Consider the following 14953-nt stretch of genomic DNA (forward strand, 5'->3'; position numbering starts at 1 on the left):
GGCGCGCGTCCGCTCCCACCCGCGCCTACCGTGGCGCGATGAGCCTCGCCGCCTCTGCCGCCGACCGCCTCATCCGGGTCTACCAGCGCCGGATCTCGCCGCGGAAGGGCTACGCCTGCGCGCACCGGGTCGCGCACGGCGGGACGTCCTGCTCGGAGGCGATCCGGCGGACGGTCGTCGCCCGGGGGGTGCTGCGGGGCGTCCGGCCGAGCGTCGCCCGGTTCGTCGCGTGCTACCAGGCCGCGGGCATGCTGGCGCAGTCGGACGTGCGCGGGGTGTGCTGCTGCGGCGGCATCCCGATCCCGTTCCGGTTCTGACCGCGGAGGTCAGGCGCCCGCGGCGCCGGCCAGGACCTCCCGCGCGTGGGCCAGGTCCGGCGCGACGGCCTCCGCCTGCGCCGCGCTGAGCCGCAGCGCCTCCGCCTCGGCCAGCGCGGCCCCCGCGTCCCCGGCCCGCCCGAGCCGGACCAGCAGCTCGGCGCGGTACGCGAGCGCCCGGACCCGCTCGTCGGCCGGCGCGTCCGGGTGCCGGGTCAGCCCGGCGTCGAGCGCGACCAGCGCCTGCGCGTCGTCGCCGCGCGCGTCGCCCTGCCGGGCCGCGACCTCGACGGCGCGCGCGAGGCCGGTCGCGGCGGGCTCCTCGGTGCCCACGTCGGCCTCGCGGTAGAACCGGAGCCAGTTCCCGCCGACGTCCACCACGGAGAAGCCGGTGGTGGTGCCCTGCTTGCGCCGCGGCCGCAGCAGGCGCGGGACACCCGCCGTCGGCAGCCGGCCGAGGTGGGCGCGCAGGCCGGCGGCGAACTGCTGGTAGAGCGCCTCGGCGTCGGGAACCACGGCGATCACGCTGGCGTAGGATCCTTCCGGGTCGAAGCCGTCGATCCCCGCGAGGTGGATGTGCATGTCCTCGAGCCGCACGACGGCGTGCGGGTTCGGGCGCTTCTGCCGGTACGTCGGGCGGAACCCGAGCGCCTCGTAGAACGCCACCGCGGCGTCGAGGTCGGGGCAGGGCAGGATCGGGTACATGCGCTCACCGGCCATCCCGCCAGCATCCCGGGCGCGGCGAGCCCCCGACAAGGCGGACCCGGGCCGGCGCTACTCGTCCGCGGGCTCGTTCTTGCTGCGGATCACCAGCAGCGGGTCGGGCCGCCCGACGACCTCCAGGTCCTTGCCCTCGTAGTCGAACTGGTTGAGGAAGAACCGCATCGCGTTGATCCGCGCCCGCTTCTTGTCGTTGGACCGGATGATCGTCCACCGGGCGTGCCGCTTGTCCGTGCGGTGGAACATCTCCTCCTTGGCCCGGGTGTACTCCTCCCAGCGGTCCAGCGAGGCGAGGTCCATCGGGGACAGCTTCCAGCGGCGCACGGGGTCGAGCTGGCGGATCGCGAACCGGGTGCGCTGCTCCTTGCGGGACACGGAGAACCACAGCTTGGTCACGTGGATGCCGGAGTCGACGAGCATCTTCTCGAAGGCCGGGGCCTGCGCCATGAAGGTCTGGTACTCCTCGTCGGTGCAGAAGCCCATGACCCGCTCGACGCCGGCGCGGTTGTACCAGGACCGGTCGAACATGACGATCTCGCCGGCCGTGGGCAGGTGCTGCACGTAGCGCTGGAAGTACCACTGGCCGCGCTCGCGGTCGCTCGGCTTCGACAGCGCGACCACCCGCGACGTCCGCGGGTTGAGGTGCTCGGTGAACCGCTTGATCGTGCCGCCCTTGCCCGCGGCGTCGCGGCCCTCGAACAGGACGATCGCCCGCTTGTCGTTGTCCTCGAGCCAGTACTGGAACTTCAGCAGCTCGACCTGGAGGCGGTACTTCTCGAGCTCGTAGGCGTCGCGGTCCATCAGCTCGGGGTACGGGTACCCCTCCTGCCAGGTGTAGACCGGGTTGCCCTGCGGGTCGATCAGGTCCGGGTCCGGCGTGTGCCCGTCCCGGACCGTGTAGCCGCTGTCGCGGAGGAACTCGATGTACTCGCGCAGGTCGCGAGGCGGGTTCACGACGGTCATGCGACCACTCTCGGGTCCGCCGGGCCGCCGCGCCAGTGCTCGGCGGGGTCAGGACTCGATGCCGGTGGCGCCGTGCGGGGCGCCCACGGGCTTCGACTCCGGGGACCCGCGCTCGCGCAGGTAGATCGCCAGCACGACCATCGACAGCACGGCGAGGAACTCGGACTGCCAGTTCTGCAGGGTCCGGCTCCAGAAGTCCGGCTCGCGCAGGTACTCCGGCCACGTCACCGGGTCCTGGAGGTCGCGCATCTGCTCCTCGGAGTACGCCACCGCGCCGGTCAGCGACTGCACGAACCACGACCCGAGGAAGATCGAGCCCATCACCAGGGTCAGCGAGTGCGAGTACACGGACAGCCGCCAGCCCCGGACGCGCGCCCACGGCGGCGACTGCGGGCCGGCGTGCTCACCGACCGCCTGCTCCTCGTCGCTCTCCCGCCCGGCCTGGTCCAGCGGCTTCGACTCGGGCGAGCCCCGCTGCACGAACCAGACGGTCGCGGCGATGTAGAGCAGGAACTGCAGGAACTCCGACTGCCAGTTCTCGCTGAGGTCGACGGCGAACGCCGACGACGTGACGTACTGGCCGAGCGTCACGGGGTCGAGGCCGGCCGCCACCTGCTCGCGGTTGAACACGGCCACGCCGCTGACCGCCTGCCCGGCCACCGCCGCGAGGAAGATCCCGAGGAAGAACAGGCTCAGCCCGTTCTCCCGGACCCACCGGGGCGCCCTCACCGCCGCACCACCGCGAGCACGACCGCCAGCAGCAGCACCAGGTACGTGCCGCCGAGCACGACCGCGAACAGCGCCCGCTGGGACCTCATGCCGCCACCTCGCAGTCGTAGGGCCGGTCCGGGCGCGGGTCGCAGCCGGCGGCGGTGACGACCCACCCGGCGCCGGAGCGCGCGAGGAAGACCGTGTCGCTGCCCAGCCGCACCTGCGCCTGGCGGCCGGCGACCCGGGTCTCCTCCGGCCGGGCGTCCGCGGCGCGCTCCGCGAGGTCGTCGGCGACCGGCCCCTCGGACAGGGCCTGCGCGCACGGGGCCTCCGCGTCCGCGGCCACGGTCTGCGCCACCGACGCGGCGAGCAGCGCGCAGGCCGCGTCGCCGTCCCGGTCGGCCACCGCCGCGGAGAACGCGACCGCCACGTCCTCGGCCGCGCGGGCCGTCGCCCCCGGCCCGCACGCGGCCAGCAGCGCCGCCACCAGGGCCGCGCCCGCCGGGATGCGCCACCGCCTCATCCGGGCATCGTGGCAGGGGTCGCGCCCGGCGGCACGACGAACGGGTGCCGCGGCGTCAGACCTCGAGCACGAAGGTATTGAGCGAGTCGGCGGGCAGCACCGGGGTGACGACCTGGTCGCCGACGAGCACCGAGACCGGCATCTCCTCCGCGGTGTCGTTCTGCATGACGACGACCAGCGACCCGTCGGGGTTGCGGAACGCGACCTGGTTCTCGTACCCGGCGTAGCTCAGCGTCGGCACCAGGCGGGCGCCGGGGCGCACGAAGTGGCTGACGTGCTTGAGCACGTGGTACTCGTGGGTGTACTCGAACGAGCCGGCGTCGGGGTCGACGACGACGAGCGAGTTCTGCGACCAGCCCCAGCGGCTCACGCCGCCGCGCTCCAGCGACAGGTTCCAGTACTGGTAGGCGTTCGCGCCGTCGTTGAGGAAGTCGCGCATCAGGCGCCACGCGTAGCGGGCGTACCGCCAGTCGTTCTTGCCGTCCCCGCACTCCTGCTCGGTCTGGTAGAGCCGCAGCTCCGGGTAGTCCTTCGTCAGGAACGGCACGATCGACTTGCCGTGCCACTGCACGCCGATGCCGGCGACCGCCGCGGCGGCGTCCGGGTCCGCCAGCACCTCGTCGACCAGGGCCTGCTTCGGCCGCTCGACGGTGCCGAGGAACACCTCGACGCCGCGCTCGCGCATCTCGGGCCCGAGGTGCCGGAGGAACGCCGCGAGGCCGGCCGGGGTCCAGGTGCAGCTGGGGTACGGCTGGGCGGAGTTGAACTCGTTCTGCGGCATGACCATGCCGATCTCGATGCCCAGCTCGCGGTACGCGTCGACGAACTTGCCGAAGTACGCCGCGTAGGTCGCGAGGTGCCGCTCGTCCTGGATGAACGAGTCGGTGCCCTCGGCCTGCACCTGGTCGGGCCGCAGGCCGTTCTCGACGCCGTTGATCCACGGCTGGACGGAGGCGTAGTGGCCGTTGGTCTTCATCCACTGCGGCGGCACCCACGGCGAGGCCCACAGCTTCAGCGACCCCTGGTGCGCCAGCGCGGCCCGGATGTACGGGACGAGGGTCTCGTGGTCGTTCGCGATGCTGAAGTGCTCGAGGTCGAAGTCCCCCGGCACGTCGTCGTAGGAGTAGTAGTCGCGGGCGAAGTCGTTCGCGGCGATCGGCATCCGCCCGATCGTGAAGTTCCCGCCGACGCCCGGGGCGTACATCTCCCGGAAGATCTCGGCGCGCTGGTCCTCGGTCAGGTGGGCCAGCGACGTCCAGCCGAGCTCGTTGAACGTGGCGCCGAAGCCCTCGATCTCCTGCCGCTCGTCGTCCAGCTGCACGAACACGTCGGGGATCCGCTCGACCGCGGCGGGCTCGACGGCGCCGAGGTCCGTCCAGCGCTCGTGCTCGGTCGTGCTGGTCCAGCTCGCGATGCGCATCGCACACTCCACTTCGTCGTCCACGGGGACCACGGCGGCCCCGGGTCGCAGGCGCCCGGCCGCGGGCGCCCGCGCGCGTGCTGCGGCGGGCGCGGACGCCGGGGCGAGCCACTACCTACCGCATGGTCGGTAGTGCGAGGCTACCCCCTCTTCCCGACCACCTGGGAGGTGTGCGTGAACCCGGGGCGCTCGACCGGCCGCGGGACGCTCAGGCGAGCATCCCGCGCCACACGACGTCGAAGGCGGCCCGGAGCCTCACCTGCGTCTCCGGGTCCTCGAACCGGTCGCCGCGCACCACCACCTGGTAGTACGCCGCGCCCGCGACCGCGTCGAAGCAGGCCGCCACGTCCAGGTCGGGGCGGAGCACCCCACGCTCCATCCCGGACCGCAGGGCGGTCTCCACGGGCACGCGGCGGCGCGCGACGTGCGACGTCCAGTACGCCCGCTGCAGCGCCCGGTCGCTCATCACCAGCCGGATCCGCTGGCGGAACCGGGCCTCGGAGTAGCCGACGGCGGTCACCGTGCCCGGGCCCCCGAACATCGCGCCGAAGACGGTCGCGCGCAGGTCGCCGTCGGCCGGGAGGTCCGGCGGCACGGTGCGACCGACGTCGAGCGCCGCGGCGATCAGCGTGGTCAGCGAGGGCCAACGCCGGTACAGCGCCGCCCGGCTCACGCCGCTGCGGGCCACCACGCGGGCGACCGTCACCTCCTCCTCGGCGTCGATCAGGGCGAGCGTCGCCGCGATGATCTGGCCGTCGAGCTCCTCGTCGCGCGGCCGGCCGGGCGCGCGACGAACCGCACCCTCGGCCGTCGCGGTGCCGGTCGTCATGCCGCGACGGCCCGGACCCGCAGCCTGGCGGTCGTCTCCGCCCCCAGGCCCGCGGCGCGCAGAGGGGCGAGCGGGTCGCCGTGCCGCTCGCGCAGCCGCGCGAGCATCCGGCGCATGGCCACCTCCATGGACCCCTCCAGCAGACCCGACGTGCTGGTGAGCGCGTCCAGGTCGAGCGCGGCGAACATCGCGGCCATCAGCGCGCGCGTGCGCTCCATGATCGCGCGCATGTTCGGCCCCGTCCGGGCGTAGTCCGCCACCACCGCGTCGTCGTCCGCGCCGAGCGTGAGCAGCAGGGCGGCGGCGAGCACGCCGGTGCGGTCACGTCCGGCGGCGCAGTGGAACGCGGTCGCGCCGGTGGCGCAGGCCATCACCGTGAGGGCGGTGACGAGCTGCGGGGCGGCGTCCTCGACCAGCCGGACGTACATGTCCCCCATGCCCTCGTGGGTGAACCCGTCCGGCGTCGAGGCGCCGACGTCCGCGATCAGCGGGATGTGGTGGTACCCGACGGGGTGGGCGGCGAGCGGCCCGCGGCCGGTGATCGCCACCTCGGCCGGGGACCGGAGGTCGACGACGGCGGTGAGCCCCGCGGCGACGAGCGCGTCCGCGTCCCGCGCCGTGATCGTCGACAGGTCGTCGGCGCGGATCGCGACGCCCTGGCGGACCACGCCCCCGTGGACCGGGATGCCGCCGAGGTCGCGCAGGTTCACCGGTGCGCTGAGGACGAGGTCGGTGGTGGTGGTCACGTGATCCTCCTTCGGATCAGGGCGCTGCCCTGGTCGATCACCGTGACCAGCACGATGATGCAGATGATGATGGCGCTGAGGTGGCCGTAGTCGTACATGCGCATGGCCGTGGTGAGCTCCAGGCCGATGCCGCCGGCGCCCACCAGCCCGAGGATGGTCGCGCCGCGCACGTTCCCCTCGAACAGCAGGAGCGTGTAGGAGACGAGCAGGGGCGCCGCCTGCGGCAGGACGCCGTACTGGATGACCTGCCGCTTCGACGCCCCGACCGCCTGCATGGCGACGATCGGTCCGCGGTCCACGGACTCCATCGCCTCGGCGAAGATCTTGCCGATGGAGCCGAGCGACCCGAGGGTCATGGCGAGGATGCCCGCGAACGGCCCGAGCCCCACGGCGGAGACGAACATCAGCGCGAACACGAGGTCGGGTACCGAGCGGATGATGTTCATGACCCAGCGCGCGGGGTAGTAGAGCCAGCGCGGGGCGATGTTCGACGCCGCGGCGAACGCGACCAGCAGGGACAGCACGGCGCCGAGCACCGTGCCGACGATCGCCATCTGCAGCGTCTCCACGAGCAGCTCGACGATCACGCCGAACTTCGCGAAGCTCGGCGGGAACAGGCGCGACAGGAACTCGCCCATGTTCACGGTGCCCTCGCCGAGCTCGACGACGTTGAACTCCGCTCCGCCCATCGACCAGATCAGGACGACGAGCGCGATCGGCAGCCCGACCAGGAACCGGGCGCGCGGGACGGAGAAGGCACGCTCCAGGCGGGCCCGCTCACCCGGCGGGAGCGCGGGCGGGGCGCTGCGGCGGGCCGGCGCCTCAGAGGTCGTGGTCATCGTCGTCCTCCTCCTCGTAGAGCCCGGCGAGCGCCGCGGCGTCCAGCCGGGCGGTCGGCGCGGAGACCAGGACCCGGCCCTGCCGCAGCCCGACGACGCGGTCGCCGTGCTCCAGCGCCAGGTGCAGCACGTGCAGGCTGACCAGCACCGGGATGCCGTCCTCGGTGGCGATCTGCCGGAGCAGCCGCAGGACCGAGCCGGCGAGCTTCGGGTCGAGCGACGCCACGGGCTCGTCGGCGAGGATCACCTTCGGCTGCTGCATCAGGGCACGCGCGATGGCGACGCGCTGCTGCTGGCCGCCCGACAGCGACCGGGCCGGCTCCTCCGCCTTGTGCGCGATGCCCACCCGGTCGAGCAGCTGCAGGGCCCGGACCCGGTGCGCGCTGGAGAAGCCGCCGACCAGGTTGACCGGCCCGGCGCCGTGCAGCGCGCCGGTGAGCACGTTGGTCAGCACGCTCAGGCGCGGGATCAGGTGGAACTGCTGGAACACCTGGCCCACGTCCGACCGCAACGTCCGCAGCCCGCCGCGAGGCAGGTTCGTGACGTCGTGCCCGGCGACCCGCACCGAGCCGCGGCTCACCGGCACGAACCCGGTCAGGCTCCGCATCAGCGTCGACTTGCCCGAACCGGACGCGCCGAGGAGCGCCACCATCTCGCCGGGGCGGAGGTCGAGGTCGACCCCGTCCAGCACGACGTGCTCGTCGTAGGCGACCCGCAGGTCGCGCACGGTCACCAGGGGGAGCGTCGGCGGCACCGTCGCGGCGGGGACCGTGGTGCCCGCCGCCGCGAGGGTCACTCGAGGTCCTCGAGCTCGACGCCGGCGACGGCGGCGATCTCGGCGAACGACGCGAAGGCACCGGGCTCCGGGGCGATGGTCACGTCCAGGCCCGCGAACGTGCCGTAGGCGCCGAGGGCCTCGGCGTTCTCCGCGGAGAACACCCGCGGGAGCGCCTCCTGGAGCAGAGCGCGGGTCTCGTCGTCGAGCGACTGGCGCGCCAGCACCGTGCCCATGATCTCCATCGCCGGGCTCTCGCCGACGGCACGCCACTCGCCGTCGGCGAACGGGAACACCGGCGCGCCCATCTCGGTCAGGACGACCGCGGTGCAGGCGGCGTCGACCTGGCCCTGCTGCAGGGCGGCGAAGCTCCCCTCGTGGCCGCCGGAGAAGACCGCCTCGTAGTCCGAGCCCTGCTCCAGGCCCGCCTCGTGCAGCATGTACACCGGCATGAAGTAGCCCGAGCTCGACGCCTGGTCGGCGAACGCGACCGTCGCGCCCTCGAGGTCCGCGACCGTCTGGATCGGCGAGTCCTCCAGCACCACGCAGGTGGACACGGGGTCGTCGCTGCCCTCCCAGGCCAGCAGCGCGTCCACCTCGCCGGTGTTGACCGCCAGCGCGGACGGGAAGCCGCTCATGATGCCGATGTCGACGTGGTCGGCACGGATCGCCTCGACGACGCTGAGGTAGTCGGGGACGTCGGTGACCTCGACCTCGCGGCCGGTCTCCGCCTCGAGCAGGTCGACGAGCGCCTCGACCGGGTTGACCTGGGTCGGGTCGTCGGAGACGGGCAGGGTGGCGATGGTGATCGGGGAGTCGGGCGCGCCGGTCGCGGTGGCCGCGTCGGCGGACGGCGACTGGCACGCGGCCAGGGCGAGAGCGGTGATGCCGAGCATGCCCATCGCGGGGAGCGGGTAGCGGCGCATCGGGGGACCTTTCGAGGAGTACGGGACTTCCGAGATCGGTCGTACTCCAACTCGACGAGGTGGCCGGGAATTACGAGACCGCCGGACCGCGAACCGAACATCGGGTGAACGGTCGTGTCATCGGCGTCGACCGGGCGGTCGACCGTGCCGGGCACACCCTCGGGCACGACCACCGAGCGACCCACCACGCTCAGACACGACGAAACCCCCGCCGGGGACCCGGCGGGGGTTTCGTCACTCAGGAGGTCCTGGTGAGGGGACTTCCTGCTGGCGGTAGCGGTGGGATTTGAACCCACGGTGGACTTTCACCCACACACGCTTTCGAGGCGTGCTCCTTAGGCCGCTCGGACACGCTACCTCGGGCCAGAACAGTACCGGATGCGAGGCAGAACCTCCGCATCGGGAGTCGTACGGTGGTGCACGTGACACCCCCGCGCCTGCCGATCCCGCTCCACGACGCCGTCCGGCCGAACCCGGGGACCGTCGACGACGCGGTCCGGCTGCTCCGCGGCAGCCGCCTCACGGTGCTCACCGGGGCCGGCCTGTCGACCGACTCCGGCATCCCCGACTACCGCAGCCCGGACTCCCCACCGCGGAACCCCATGACGTACCAGCAGTTCGTCGGCGACGAGGGGTTCCGCCGGCACTACTGGGCGCGCAACCACGTCGGCTGGCGGTACGTGCACCGCACGCACCCGAACGCCGGGCACCGCGCGCTGGCGTCGATGGAGGCGCACGGGGTCGTGCTCGGCGTCATCACGCAGAACGTCGACCTGCTGCACGAGCAGGCGGGCTCCCGCCGCGTGATCGACCTGCACGGCCGGTACGACCGGGTGATCTGCCTGCGGTGCCACCGGACCGTGACGCGCGCCGAGCTCGCCGAGCGGCTGGAGGCGGCCAACCCCGGCTTCGCCGAGTCGGTCGGTGCGGTCGGCGACGTGGAGATCGCACCCGACGCGGACGCCGTCATCGAGCAGACCTCGCACTTCCGGGTCGTCGACTGCTGGCTGCCCGACCCCGACGGCGGCGACGGCCCGTGCGGCGGGATGCTGAAGCCGGACATCGTCTACTTCGGCGAGACGGTGCCCGGGCCCCGGGTGGCGGAGGCGTACGCACTGGTCGACGAGGCGGACGCGCTGCTCGTGGCGGGGTCGTCGCTGACGGTCCAGTCCGGGCTGCGGTTCGTGCGGCACGCGGCCGAGGAGGGCAAGCCGGTCGTGATCCTCAACCGCGGCGCAACCCGCGGGGACCCGCTGGCGACGCTGACCCTGGACGCGGGAGCGTCGGAGACGCTGACGGAGCTGGCCGACCGGCTCTGAGGGCGGCCGGGCGGTCGGCTCTCACCGGCCGGCGCACCACGTGACGCAGGCCGGACCCCGGCAGCGCGAGCAGTTCGGCACTCCGCCCAGCGCGTCCAGGCGCCGTACGTCCCGGTGGACCGCGTACACCTCCCAGGCCGCCGCCAGCACCAGGACCACGACGACCGCCGCCGAGACCAGGTAGCGCAGCCCCGTGTTGGACTCCCGATCGAAGCCCAGCCATTGCTGGGAGATCGAGAGCCAGCTCGGGTGCGCGACGTCGAACGCATCGTGCGCCGCCGTCGCCAGGCTGAACCAGACCAGCGCCAGCGCCGGCTGACCCGCCAGCGCCCCCCACAGCCACCCGCGGCGCTCTCCCGAACGCGGCCACCGCGCCATGCATGCCGGAGCAACTCCCCAGACCGCGGACACCGCGATCGCCACCACTCCGAGCTGCCACCCGGCGTGCCGGTTGGACACCGAGCCGTGCGGGTCCCGGGGTAGCAGGAGAGCCAGGGACATGACCAGGACGAAGAGCGGAAGGCCGGTCACGCCTGAGCGCACCTGGGACCGCCGGCGGGCGCGGAGCCGTTCGGACTCCGCCAGCAGCGCGTTCCGCCCCGCCTCACCGCTCACAGTCGCACCACGTCAGGCAGGTCACGCCAGGGCGGCGCGGGCAGTCCGGCACTCCGCCGAGCGCCTCCAGGCGCCGCACGTCCCGCTCGACCGCGACCACCTCCCACACGAGGGCCGCGACCAGCAGCACGACGACGCCCGCCGCCACCAGGTAGCGCAGCCCGGTGTTGGTCTGCGGGTCGAACCCCAGCCAGTGCTGCAGGTTCGAGGTCCAGCTCGGGTGCGCATCGTCGAACGCGTCGTACGCCGCCATCGCCACCGCGAACCAGACCGCCGCCAGCACCGACTGACCCGCCAGCGCCCCCCCAGAGCCACCCGCGCCGCTCCCCCGAACGCACCCACCGCGCCATGCAGATCGGAGCGACCCCCCAGACCACGAACACCGCGATCACCACCACCCCGAGCTGCGACCCGACGGACCGGTTGGCCGGCGAACCGTGCGGGTCCCGGGGCAGCAGGGCGTGCAGAGACACGACCAGGACGAACAGCGGCAGGCCGGTCACGGCCGAGCGCACCCGGGCCCGCGCACGCGCGCGCAACCGCTCCGACTCGGCGAGCAGCCGGCTCCACCCCGCCAGGTCGGGCGCAGGCTGCTCACGCGGCCCGCGCCCGACCCCCTCGTGCGGCATCAGCGCACGACCGCCGGAGTCAGTCCATGCCGATCGACCGCAGGTACCGCAGCGTCACCCGGCTCGTCGCCGTGAGCAGCAGGCCCGCGACGGCGGCCTGGTTGATGACGTCCTTCATCGCCAGGGTCGCGATCGACACCCCCGCAAGGGCGATCGCCACGGCCACCCCGCCAGTGGAGCCGGCTGCCGCTACCGCGGTCGCGAGCAGGACGCCGACGACCGCCTTACCGATCTCGTCGCGGTAGTCGCCGACGTTCAACCCCTCCTCGATCCGGTTGACGATCACCTCCGGGCTGTCGCCGGCCTTCCACGCGTCCTTCAGACGCTGCAGAGCGGCGCTGTGGTCGACCACCTGCCACAAGTCCCACCACTCTTCGGCGCCTCGAGCGATTCGCTCCACCACCTGCTTCGACCCCTGGAACACCTCGCGGATGCTCGCGGGCGCCTTCGCGATGCTCGCCATCGCAAACCCCGCGTCGCTCAGGTCCTTGCCGAGTTGTGCGTTCGGACCCACCTGGAGGAACCGCTCGAAGACCAGCCGGTCCTCCTCGGTCAGCCACGAGGCGTACCGGTTCGCGTGCGAGTTGTAGTCGACCGGGTACAGCGCCGGGTCCTGCGGCAGGTCCACGTAGTGCGACAGGTACATGGAGACCGTCTCGGAGCCGATGTCCCGGGCGTTGCGGTCCCGCCGGGAGTTCAGCTCCGCCATGTCGTAGGCGTGCGCCAGCCACTCCGCCTGCAGGTCGCGGACGGCGTCGTCGGCACCCGTGGCCGAGGCCGAGCCGGACGGCACCGGCTCCGCCAGCGGGCCGACCGGCAGGCCACTGCCCCACAGCACGCCCTCGCCGAGCATCGGCGGGCCGACGACCATGCCGCCCGGCCCCGGGTCGGGCTCCGGGTCCGGGTCGGGCTCCAGGTCCGGGTCGGGCTCCGGGTCCGGGTCGGGCTCCGGATCCGGGTCGGGCTCCGGCTCGCCGCCCAACCCGTCGAGCAGCTCCTCGAGCTCGGCCAGGAACTCCGGGCCACGGTCCTCGAGGTCGGCGAAGTCGGCGAACGACAGGCCGAGCGAGCCCAGGGCCCGCTCGGCCTCGTTCACCTCGGCGACCATCTCGGCCAGCGCGACCTCGGGCACCGGCTCGGGGGCGGTGCGGACCGGGGCGGCCTGCGCGGTCCCCACGGTCGTCAGCGCCATCGTCGCCGCGGTCAGCAGACCCACGGTCGTGCGTGCGGTGCGTCGCATGAGCGTCCTCACTCGTTCGTCCGGTAACGGCGGCTGACGACCCCCGGGTCGGGGTGACGCGGCTCGCAGGCTAGGGGTGAACCGGGGCCCCTCATCTCCACCCCGAACCGCCACGCGTCCGCACGAAGGCACGCTTTGAGCACCCCGCGCACCCGAGGAGCCGGGCACCCGGAAGCCGCCGCGCGACCGTCGCCGACCGAGGCGCCAGGAGCACGGCCCTCCGGAGGCGGACGACCGCGCTCCGTGCCACGCTCCGGACATATCGCCCGTGCGGTGAAGTCGCGGGCGGCGCCGGAGCCTTGCGGCGGCCGGACCCGACACCTATAGTCACGGCATGTGGCATCGTTGCCACATCGTCGGGCAGCGGAGCTGGGCAGGCCTCCTACCGGCGTCCACGGTCCGACTGGAGGCCTCGATGACGCAGCTGAGAGCCGACGCCGCTCCGGCCGTCGCACGCACGTCACGCCCCGCGCGCAAGCGCCGCGCCAAGGTGCCCTACAACAAGCGCGAGGCGCTGACCGGGTACCTGTTCATCTCGCCCTGGATCGTCGGGTTCCTGGTCTTCACGGCCGGCGCGATGATCTACAGCCTGGTGATCTCGTTCAGCCACTACAACCTGGCGACGAACACGGCCCGCCCCGCGGGCTTCGACAACTACGCGCAGCTGTTCACCGACCCCCGGGTCGCGACCTCGCTCGGGAACACGCTGTTCTACGCGGTGCTGGCGGTGCCGCTCGAGATCCTGGTCGCGCTGGGCCTCGCCTCGCTGCTCAACCAGGCGGGCCGGGGCGCCGGGTTCTTCCGGACGGTGTACTACCTGCCCAAGATGACGCCCGCGGTGGCGACGGCGGCGGTGTTCTTCCTGCTGCTCAACGGCAACAGCGGCGCCGTCAACCAGTTCCTGCGGATCTTCGGGATCGAGGGGCCGCAGTGGCTCGTCGACCCGACGTGGATCAAGCCGTCGATCGTGCTGATGACCCTCTGGGGCGTCTCCGGCACGATGGTGATCTTCCTGGCGGCGCTCAAGAACGTGCCGCGCGAGCTGTACGAGGTCGCCGAGCTCGACGGCGCCGGCGTCTGGCACCGGTTCCGCAACATCACCCTGCCGATGATCTCCAGCGCCATCTTCTTCAACGTGATCGTGCTGTCGATCGCCGCGTTCCAGGTCTTCGACCAGGCGTACCTGCTGTTCTGGCGCGACCAGTCGAACGCCTCGCCCGAGGCGTCGCTGTTCTACGCGATCTACCTGTTCCAGCAGGCGTTCCGGCAGTTCAACTTCGGGTTCGCCGCCGCGATGGCGTGGCTGCTGTTCGTCATCATCATGATCATCACGGCCATCCAGATGAAGTTCGGCAACCGGTTCGTCTACTACGAGGGGGGCAAGGACTGATGGCCAGCACCGGCACCGCGAACACGCCCGTCCGCCAGGTCCCCGGCCTGCCGGAGGACGCCACCGGGCAGGGCGACCGCCCGATCGACCCGAACCGTCCGCCGCTCGACGAGAGCCGCCCCGGCGGGCGCACCGGCCGCCGCATCCGCCGCGGCGTCGTCATCGCGACGCTCATCGCGATCTCGTTCGTGTTCCTGTACCCGTTCGCCTGGCTGCTCGCCGCGAGCCTCAAGGGCCGCGGCCAGGTGTTCGACAACTCCCTGTGGCCGAGCGAGTTCCACTGGGACAACTACGTCAAGGTGTTCGACGAGCTGCCGCTCGCCAGCTGGATGATGAACAGCATCGGCATCGCGGTGCTCGCGGCGGTCTCCGTCGCGGTGTCGTCGTCGCTGGTGGCGTGGGGCTTCGCGCACTTCCGGTTCCCGCTGCGCGGCCCGCTGTTCGGGCTGGTGCTCGCGACGATGATGCTGCCCGGCGCCGTGACGATGATCCCGATCTACCTGATCTGGAAGGAGCTGGGGTTCCTCGGCACCTGGGTCCCGCTGTTCGGCGCGAACCTGTTCGGCTCGGCGTTCTACATCTTCCTGCAGCGGCAGTTCTACCTGGGTCTGCCGCGCGAGCTGTTCGAGGCCGCCCGCATCGACGGCGCGAACCAGTGGCGGACCTACTGGCGGATCGTGTTCCCGCTGTCGCTGCCGTCGTTCATCATCGTGCTGCTGTTCGAGTTCCAGGCGTCCTGGAACAACCTGCAGGCGGCGCTGATCTACCTGAACGCCGGCAGCCCGGAGGACTTCACGGCGCCCCTCGGCATCGCCTACGCGATGACGAAGTACTCCCCGACGGCCGGCGGCCAGGGCGACTACCAGTACGTGATGGTGGCCTCCCTGCTCGTGACGCTGCCGATGCTCGCGCTGTTCGCGTTCGGGCAGCGGTACTTCATCGAGGGCGTGGCGACGCAGGGCCGCAAGGGCTGACCCGCCCACCCCCACCC

At 72.6% G+C, this 14953-nt stretch carries 17 protein-coding genes and 1 tRNA gene; 4 read left to right on the forward strand and 14 right to left on the reverse strand.

The genetic code is table 11. From position 1 onward, the window contains the following. The first annotated feature begins 38 nt into the window (after nucleotides 1-38). Nucleotides 39-317 carry a membrane protein insertion efficiency factor YidD gene (yidD, locus tag MHY85_RS04335; RefSeq protein ID WP_239193462.1) on the forward strand — a complete coding sequence of 93 codons (279 nt, stop codon included), beginning with the start codon at nucleotides 39-41 and terminating at the stop codon, nucleotides 315-317. Between the two features lie 9 nt (nucleotides 318-326). Here yidD and MHY85_RS04340 read toward each other — a convergent pair whose 3' ends face one another. The 11 genes from MHY85_RS04340 to MHY85_RS04390 all read right to left on the reverse strand — a co-directional run bounded on the left by MHY85_RS04340 (nucleotide 327) and on the right by MHY85_RS04390 (nucleotide 9127). Continuing rightward, a complete protein-coding gene (locus tag MHY85_RS04340; RefSeq protein WP_239193464.1) occupies nucleotides 327-1037 on the reverse strand; it encodes a hypothetical protein in 711 nt (236 codons plus the stop codon). A 54-nt stretch (nucleotides 1038-1091) separates the two neighbouring features. Next, on the reverse strand, nucleotides 1092-2000 hold the full coding sequence (gene ppk2 / locus MHY85_RS04345) for a polyphosphate kinase 2 (RefSeq protein WP_239193466.1): 909 nt from the start codon (nucleotides 1998-2000) through the stop codon (nucleotides 1092-1094). A 48-nt stretch (nucleotides 2001-2048) separates the two neighbouring features. Next, complete coding sequence (locus tag MHY85_RS04350; RefSeq protein WP_239193468.1) at nucleotides 2049-2729, reverse strand: DUF6766 family protein; 681 nt, start codon at nucleotides 2727-2729, stop codon at nucleotides 2049-2051. An 85-nt stretch (nucleotides 2730-2814) separates the two neighbouring features. Then, nucleotides 2815-3234, reverse strand: coding sequence for a hypothetical protein (locus MHY85_RS04355; RefSeq protein ID WP_239193470.1), 420 nt, complete (start codon nucleotides 3232-3234; stop codon nucleotides 2815-2817). Between the two features lie 55 nt (nucleotides 3235-3289). Continuing rightward, nucleotides 3290-4654: a glycoside hydrolase family 30 beta sandwich domain-containing protein gene (locus MHY85_RS04360; RefSeq protein WP_239193472.1), complete on the reverse strand. Its 1365-nt coding sequence runs from the start codon at nucleotides 4652-4654 to the stop codon at nucleotides 3290-3292. Nucleotides 4655-4862: 208 nt separating this feature from the next. Further along, nucleotides 4863-5483 (reverse strand): TetR/AcrR family transcriptional regulator, encoded by a 621-nt coding sequence (locus MHY85_RS04365; protein WP_239193474.1) that lies wholly within the window; start codon nucleotides 5481-5483, stop codon nucleotides 4863-4865. Then, on the reverse strand, nucleotides 5480-6229 hold the full coding sequence (locus MHY85_RS04370; RefSeq protein ID WP_239193476.1) for a tyrosine-protein phosphatase: 750 nt from the start codon (nucleotides 6227-6229) through the stop codon (nucleotides 5480-5482). The genes MHY85_RS04365 and MHY85_RS04370 overlap by 4 nt, the downstream gene beginning before the upstream one ends. Then, nucleotides 6226-7068, reverse strand: coding sequence for a phosphonate ABC transporter, permease protein PhnE (gene phnE / locus MHY85_RS04375; protein WP_239193478.1), 843 nt, complete (start codon nucleotides 7066-7068; stop codon nucleotides 6226-6228). Before phnE ends, MHY85_RS04370 begins: the two co-directional genes overlap by 4 nt. Then, on the reverse strand, nucleotides 7052-7864 hold the full coding sequence (locus MHY85_RS04380) for a phosphonate ABC transporter ATP-binding protein (RefSeq protein ID WP_239193480.1): 813 nt from the start codon (nucleotides 7862-7864) through the stop codon (nucleotides 7052-7054). Before MHY85_RS04380 ends, phnE begins: the two co-directional genes overlap by 17 nt. After that, nucleotides 7861-8769: a phosphate/phosphite/phosphonate ABC transporter substrate-binding protein gene (phnD, locus tag MHY85_RS04385; protein WP_239193482.1), complete on the reverse strand. Its 909-nt coding sequence runs from the start codon at nucleotides 8767-8769 to the stop codon at nucleotides 7861-7863. Before phnD ends, MHY85_RS04380 begins: the two co-directional genes overlap by 4 nt. Nucleotides 8770-9037: 268 nt before the next feature. Continuing rightward, nucleotides 9038-9127 (reverse strand) — tRNA-Ser (locus tag MHY85_RS04390). A gap of 64 nt (nucleotides 9128-9191) precedes the next feature. Here MHY85_RS04390 and MHY85_RS04395 point away from each other — a divergent pair. Continuing rightward, on the forward strand, nucleotides 9192-10088 hold the full coding sequence (locus MHY85_RS04395; RefSeq protein ID WP_239193484.1) for a Sir2 family NAD-dependent protein deacetylase: 897 nt from the start codon (nucleotides 9192-9194) through the stop codon (nucleotides 10086-10088). 21 nt (nucleotides 10089-10109) lie between these two features. Here the strand turns inward: MHY85_RS04395 and MHY85_RS04400 are convergent, their stop codons facing one another. The 3 genes from MHY85_RS04400 to MHY85_RS04410 form a co-directional block, all read right to left on the reverse strand. Then, a complete protein-coding gene (locus MHY85_RS04400) occupies nucleotides 10110-10619 on the reverse strand; it encodes a hypothetical protein (RefSeq protein WP_239193486.1) in 510 nt (169 codons plus the stop codon). A 73-nt stretch (nucleotides 10620-10692) separates the two neighbouring features. Next, complete coding sequence (locus MHY85_RS04405; protein ID WP_239193487.1) at nucleotides 10693-10986, reverse strand: hypothetical protein; 294 nt, start codon at nucleotides 10984-10986, stop codon at nucleotides 10693-10695. 365 nt (nucleotides 10987-11351) lie between these two features. Then, nucleotides 11352-12572: a hypothetical protein gene (locus MHY85_RS04410; RefSeq protein WP_239193488.1), complete on the reverse strand. Its 1221-nt coding sequence runs from the start codon at nucleotides 12570-12572 to the stop codon at nucleotides 11352-11354. Nucleotides 12573-12987: 415 nt separating this feature from the next. Here MHY85_RS04410 and MHY85_RS04415 point away from each other — a divergent pair, with 415 nt between their 5' ends. Next, entirely contained in the window at nucleotides 12988-13962 is a 975-nt protein-coding gene (locus MHY85_RS04415; protein ID WP_239193489.1) for a carbohydrate ABC transporter permease, read from the forward strand. After that, entirely contained in the window at nucleotides 13962-14936 is a 975-nt protein-coding gene (locus MHY85_RS04420) for a carbohydrate ABC transporter permease (protein WP_239193491.1), read from the forward strand. Before MHY85_RS04415 ends, MHY85_RS04420 begins: the two co-directional genes overlap by 1 nt. The last annotated feature ends 17 nt before the right edge of the window (nucleotides 14937-14953 follow it).

The organism is Cellulomonas sp. ACRRI (assembly GCF_022346185.1).
Classification (GTDB): domain Bacteria; phylum Actinomycetota; class Actinomycetes; order Actinomycetales; family Cellulomonadaceae; genus Cellulomonas.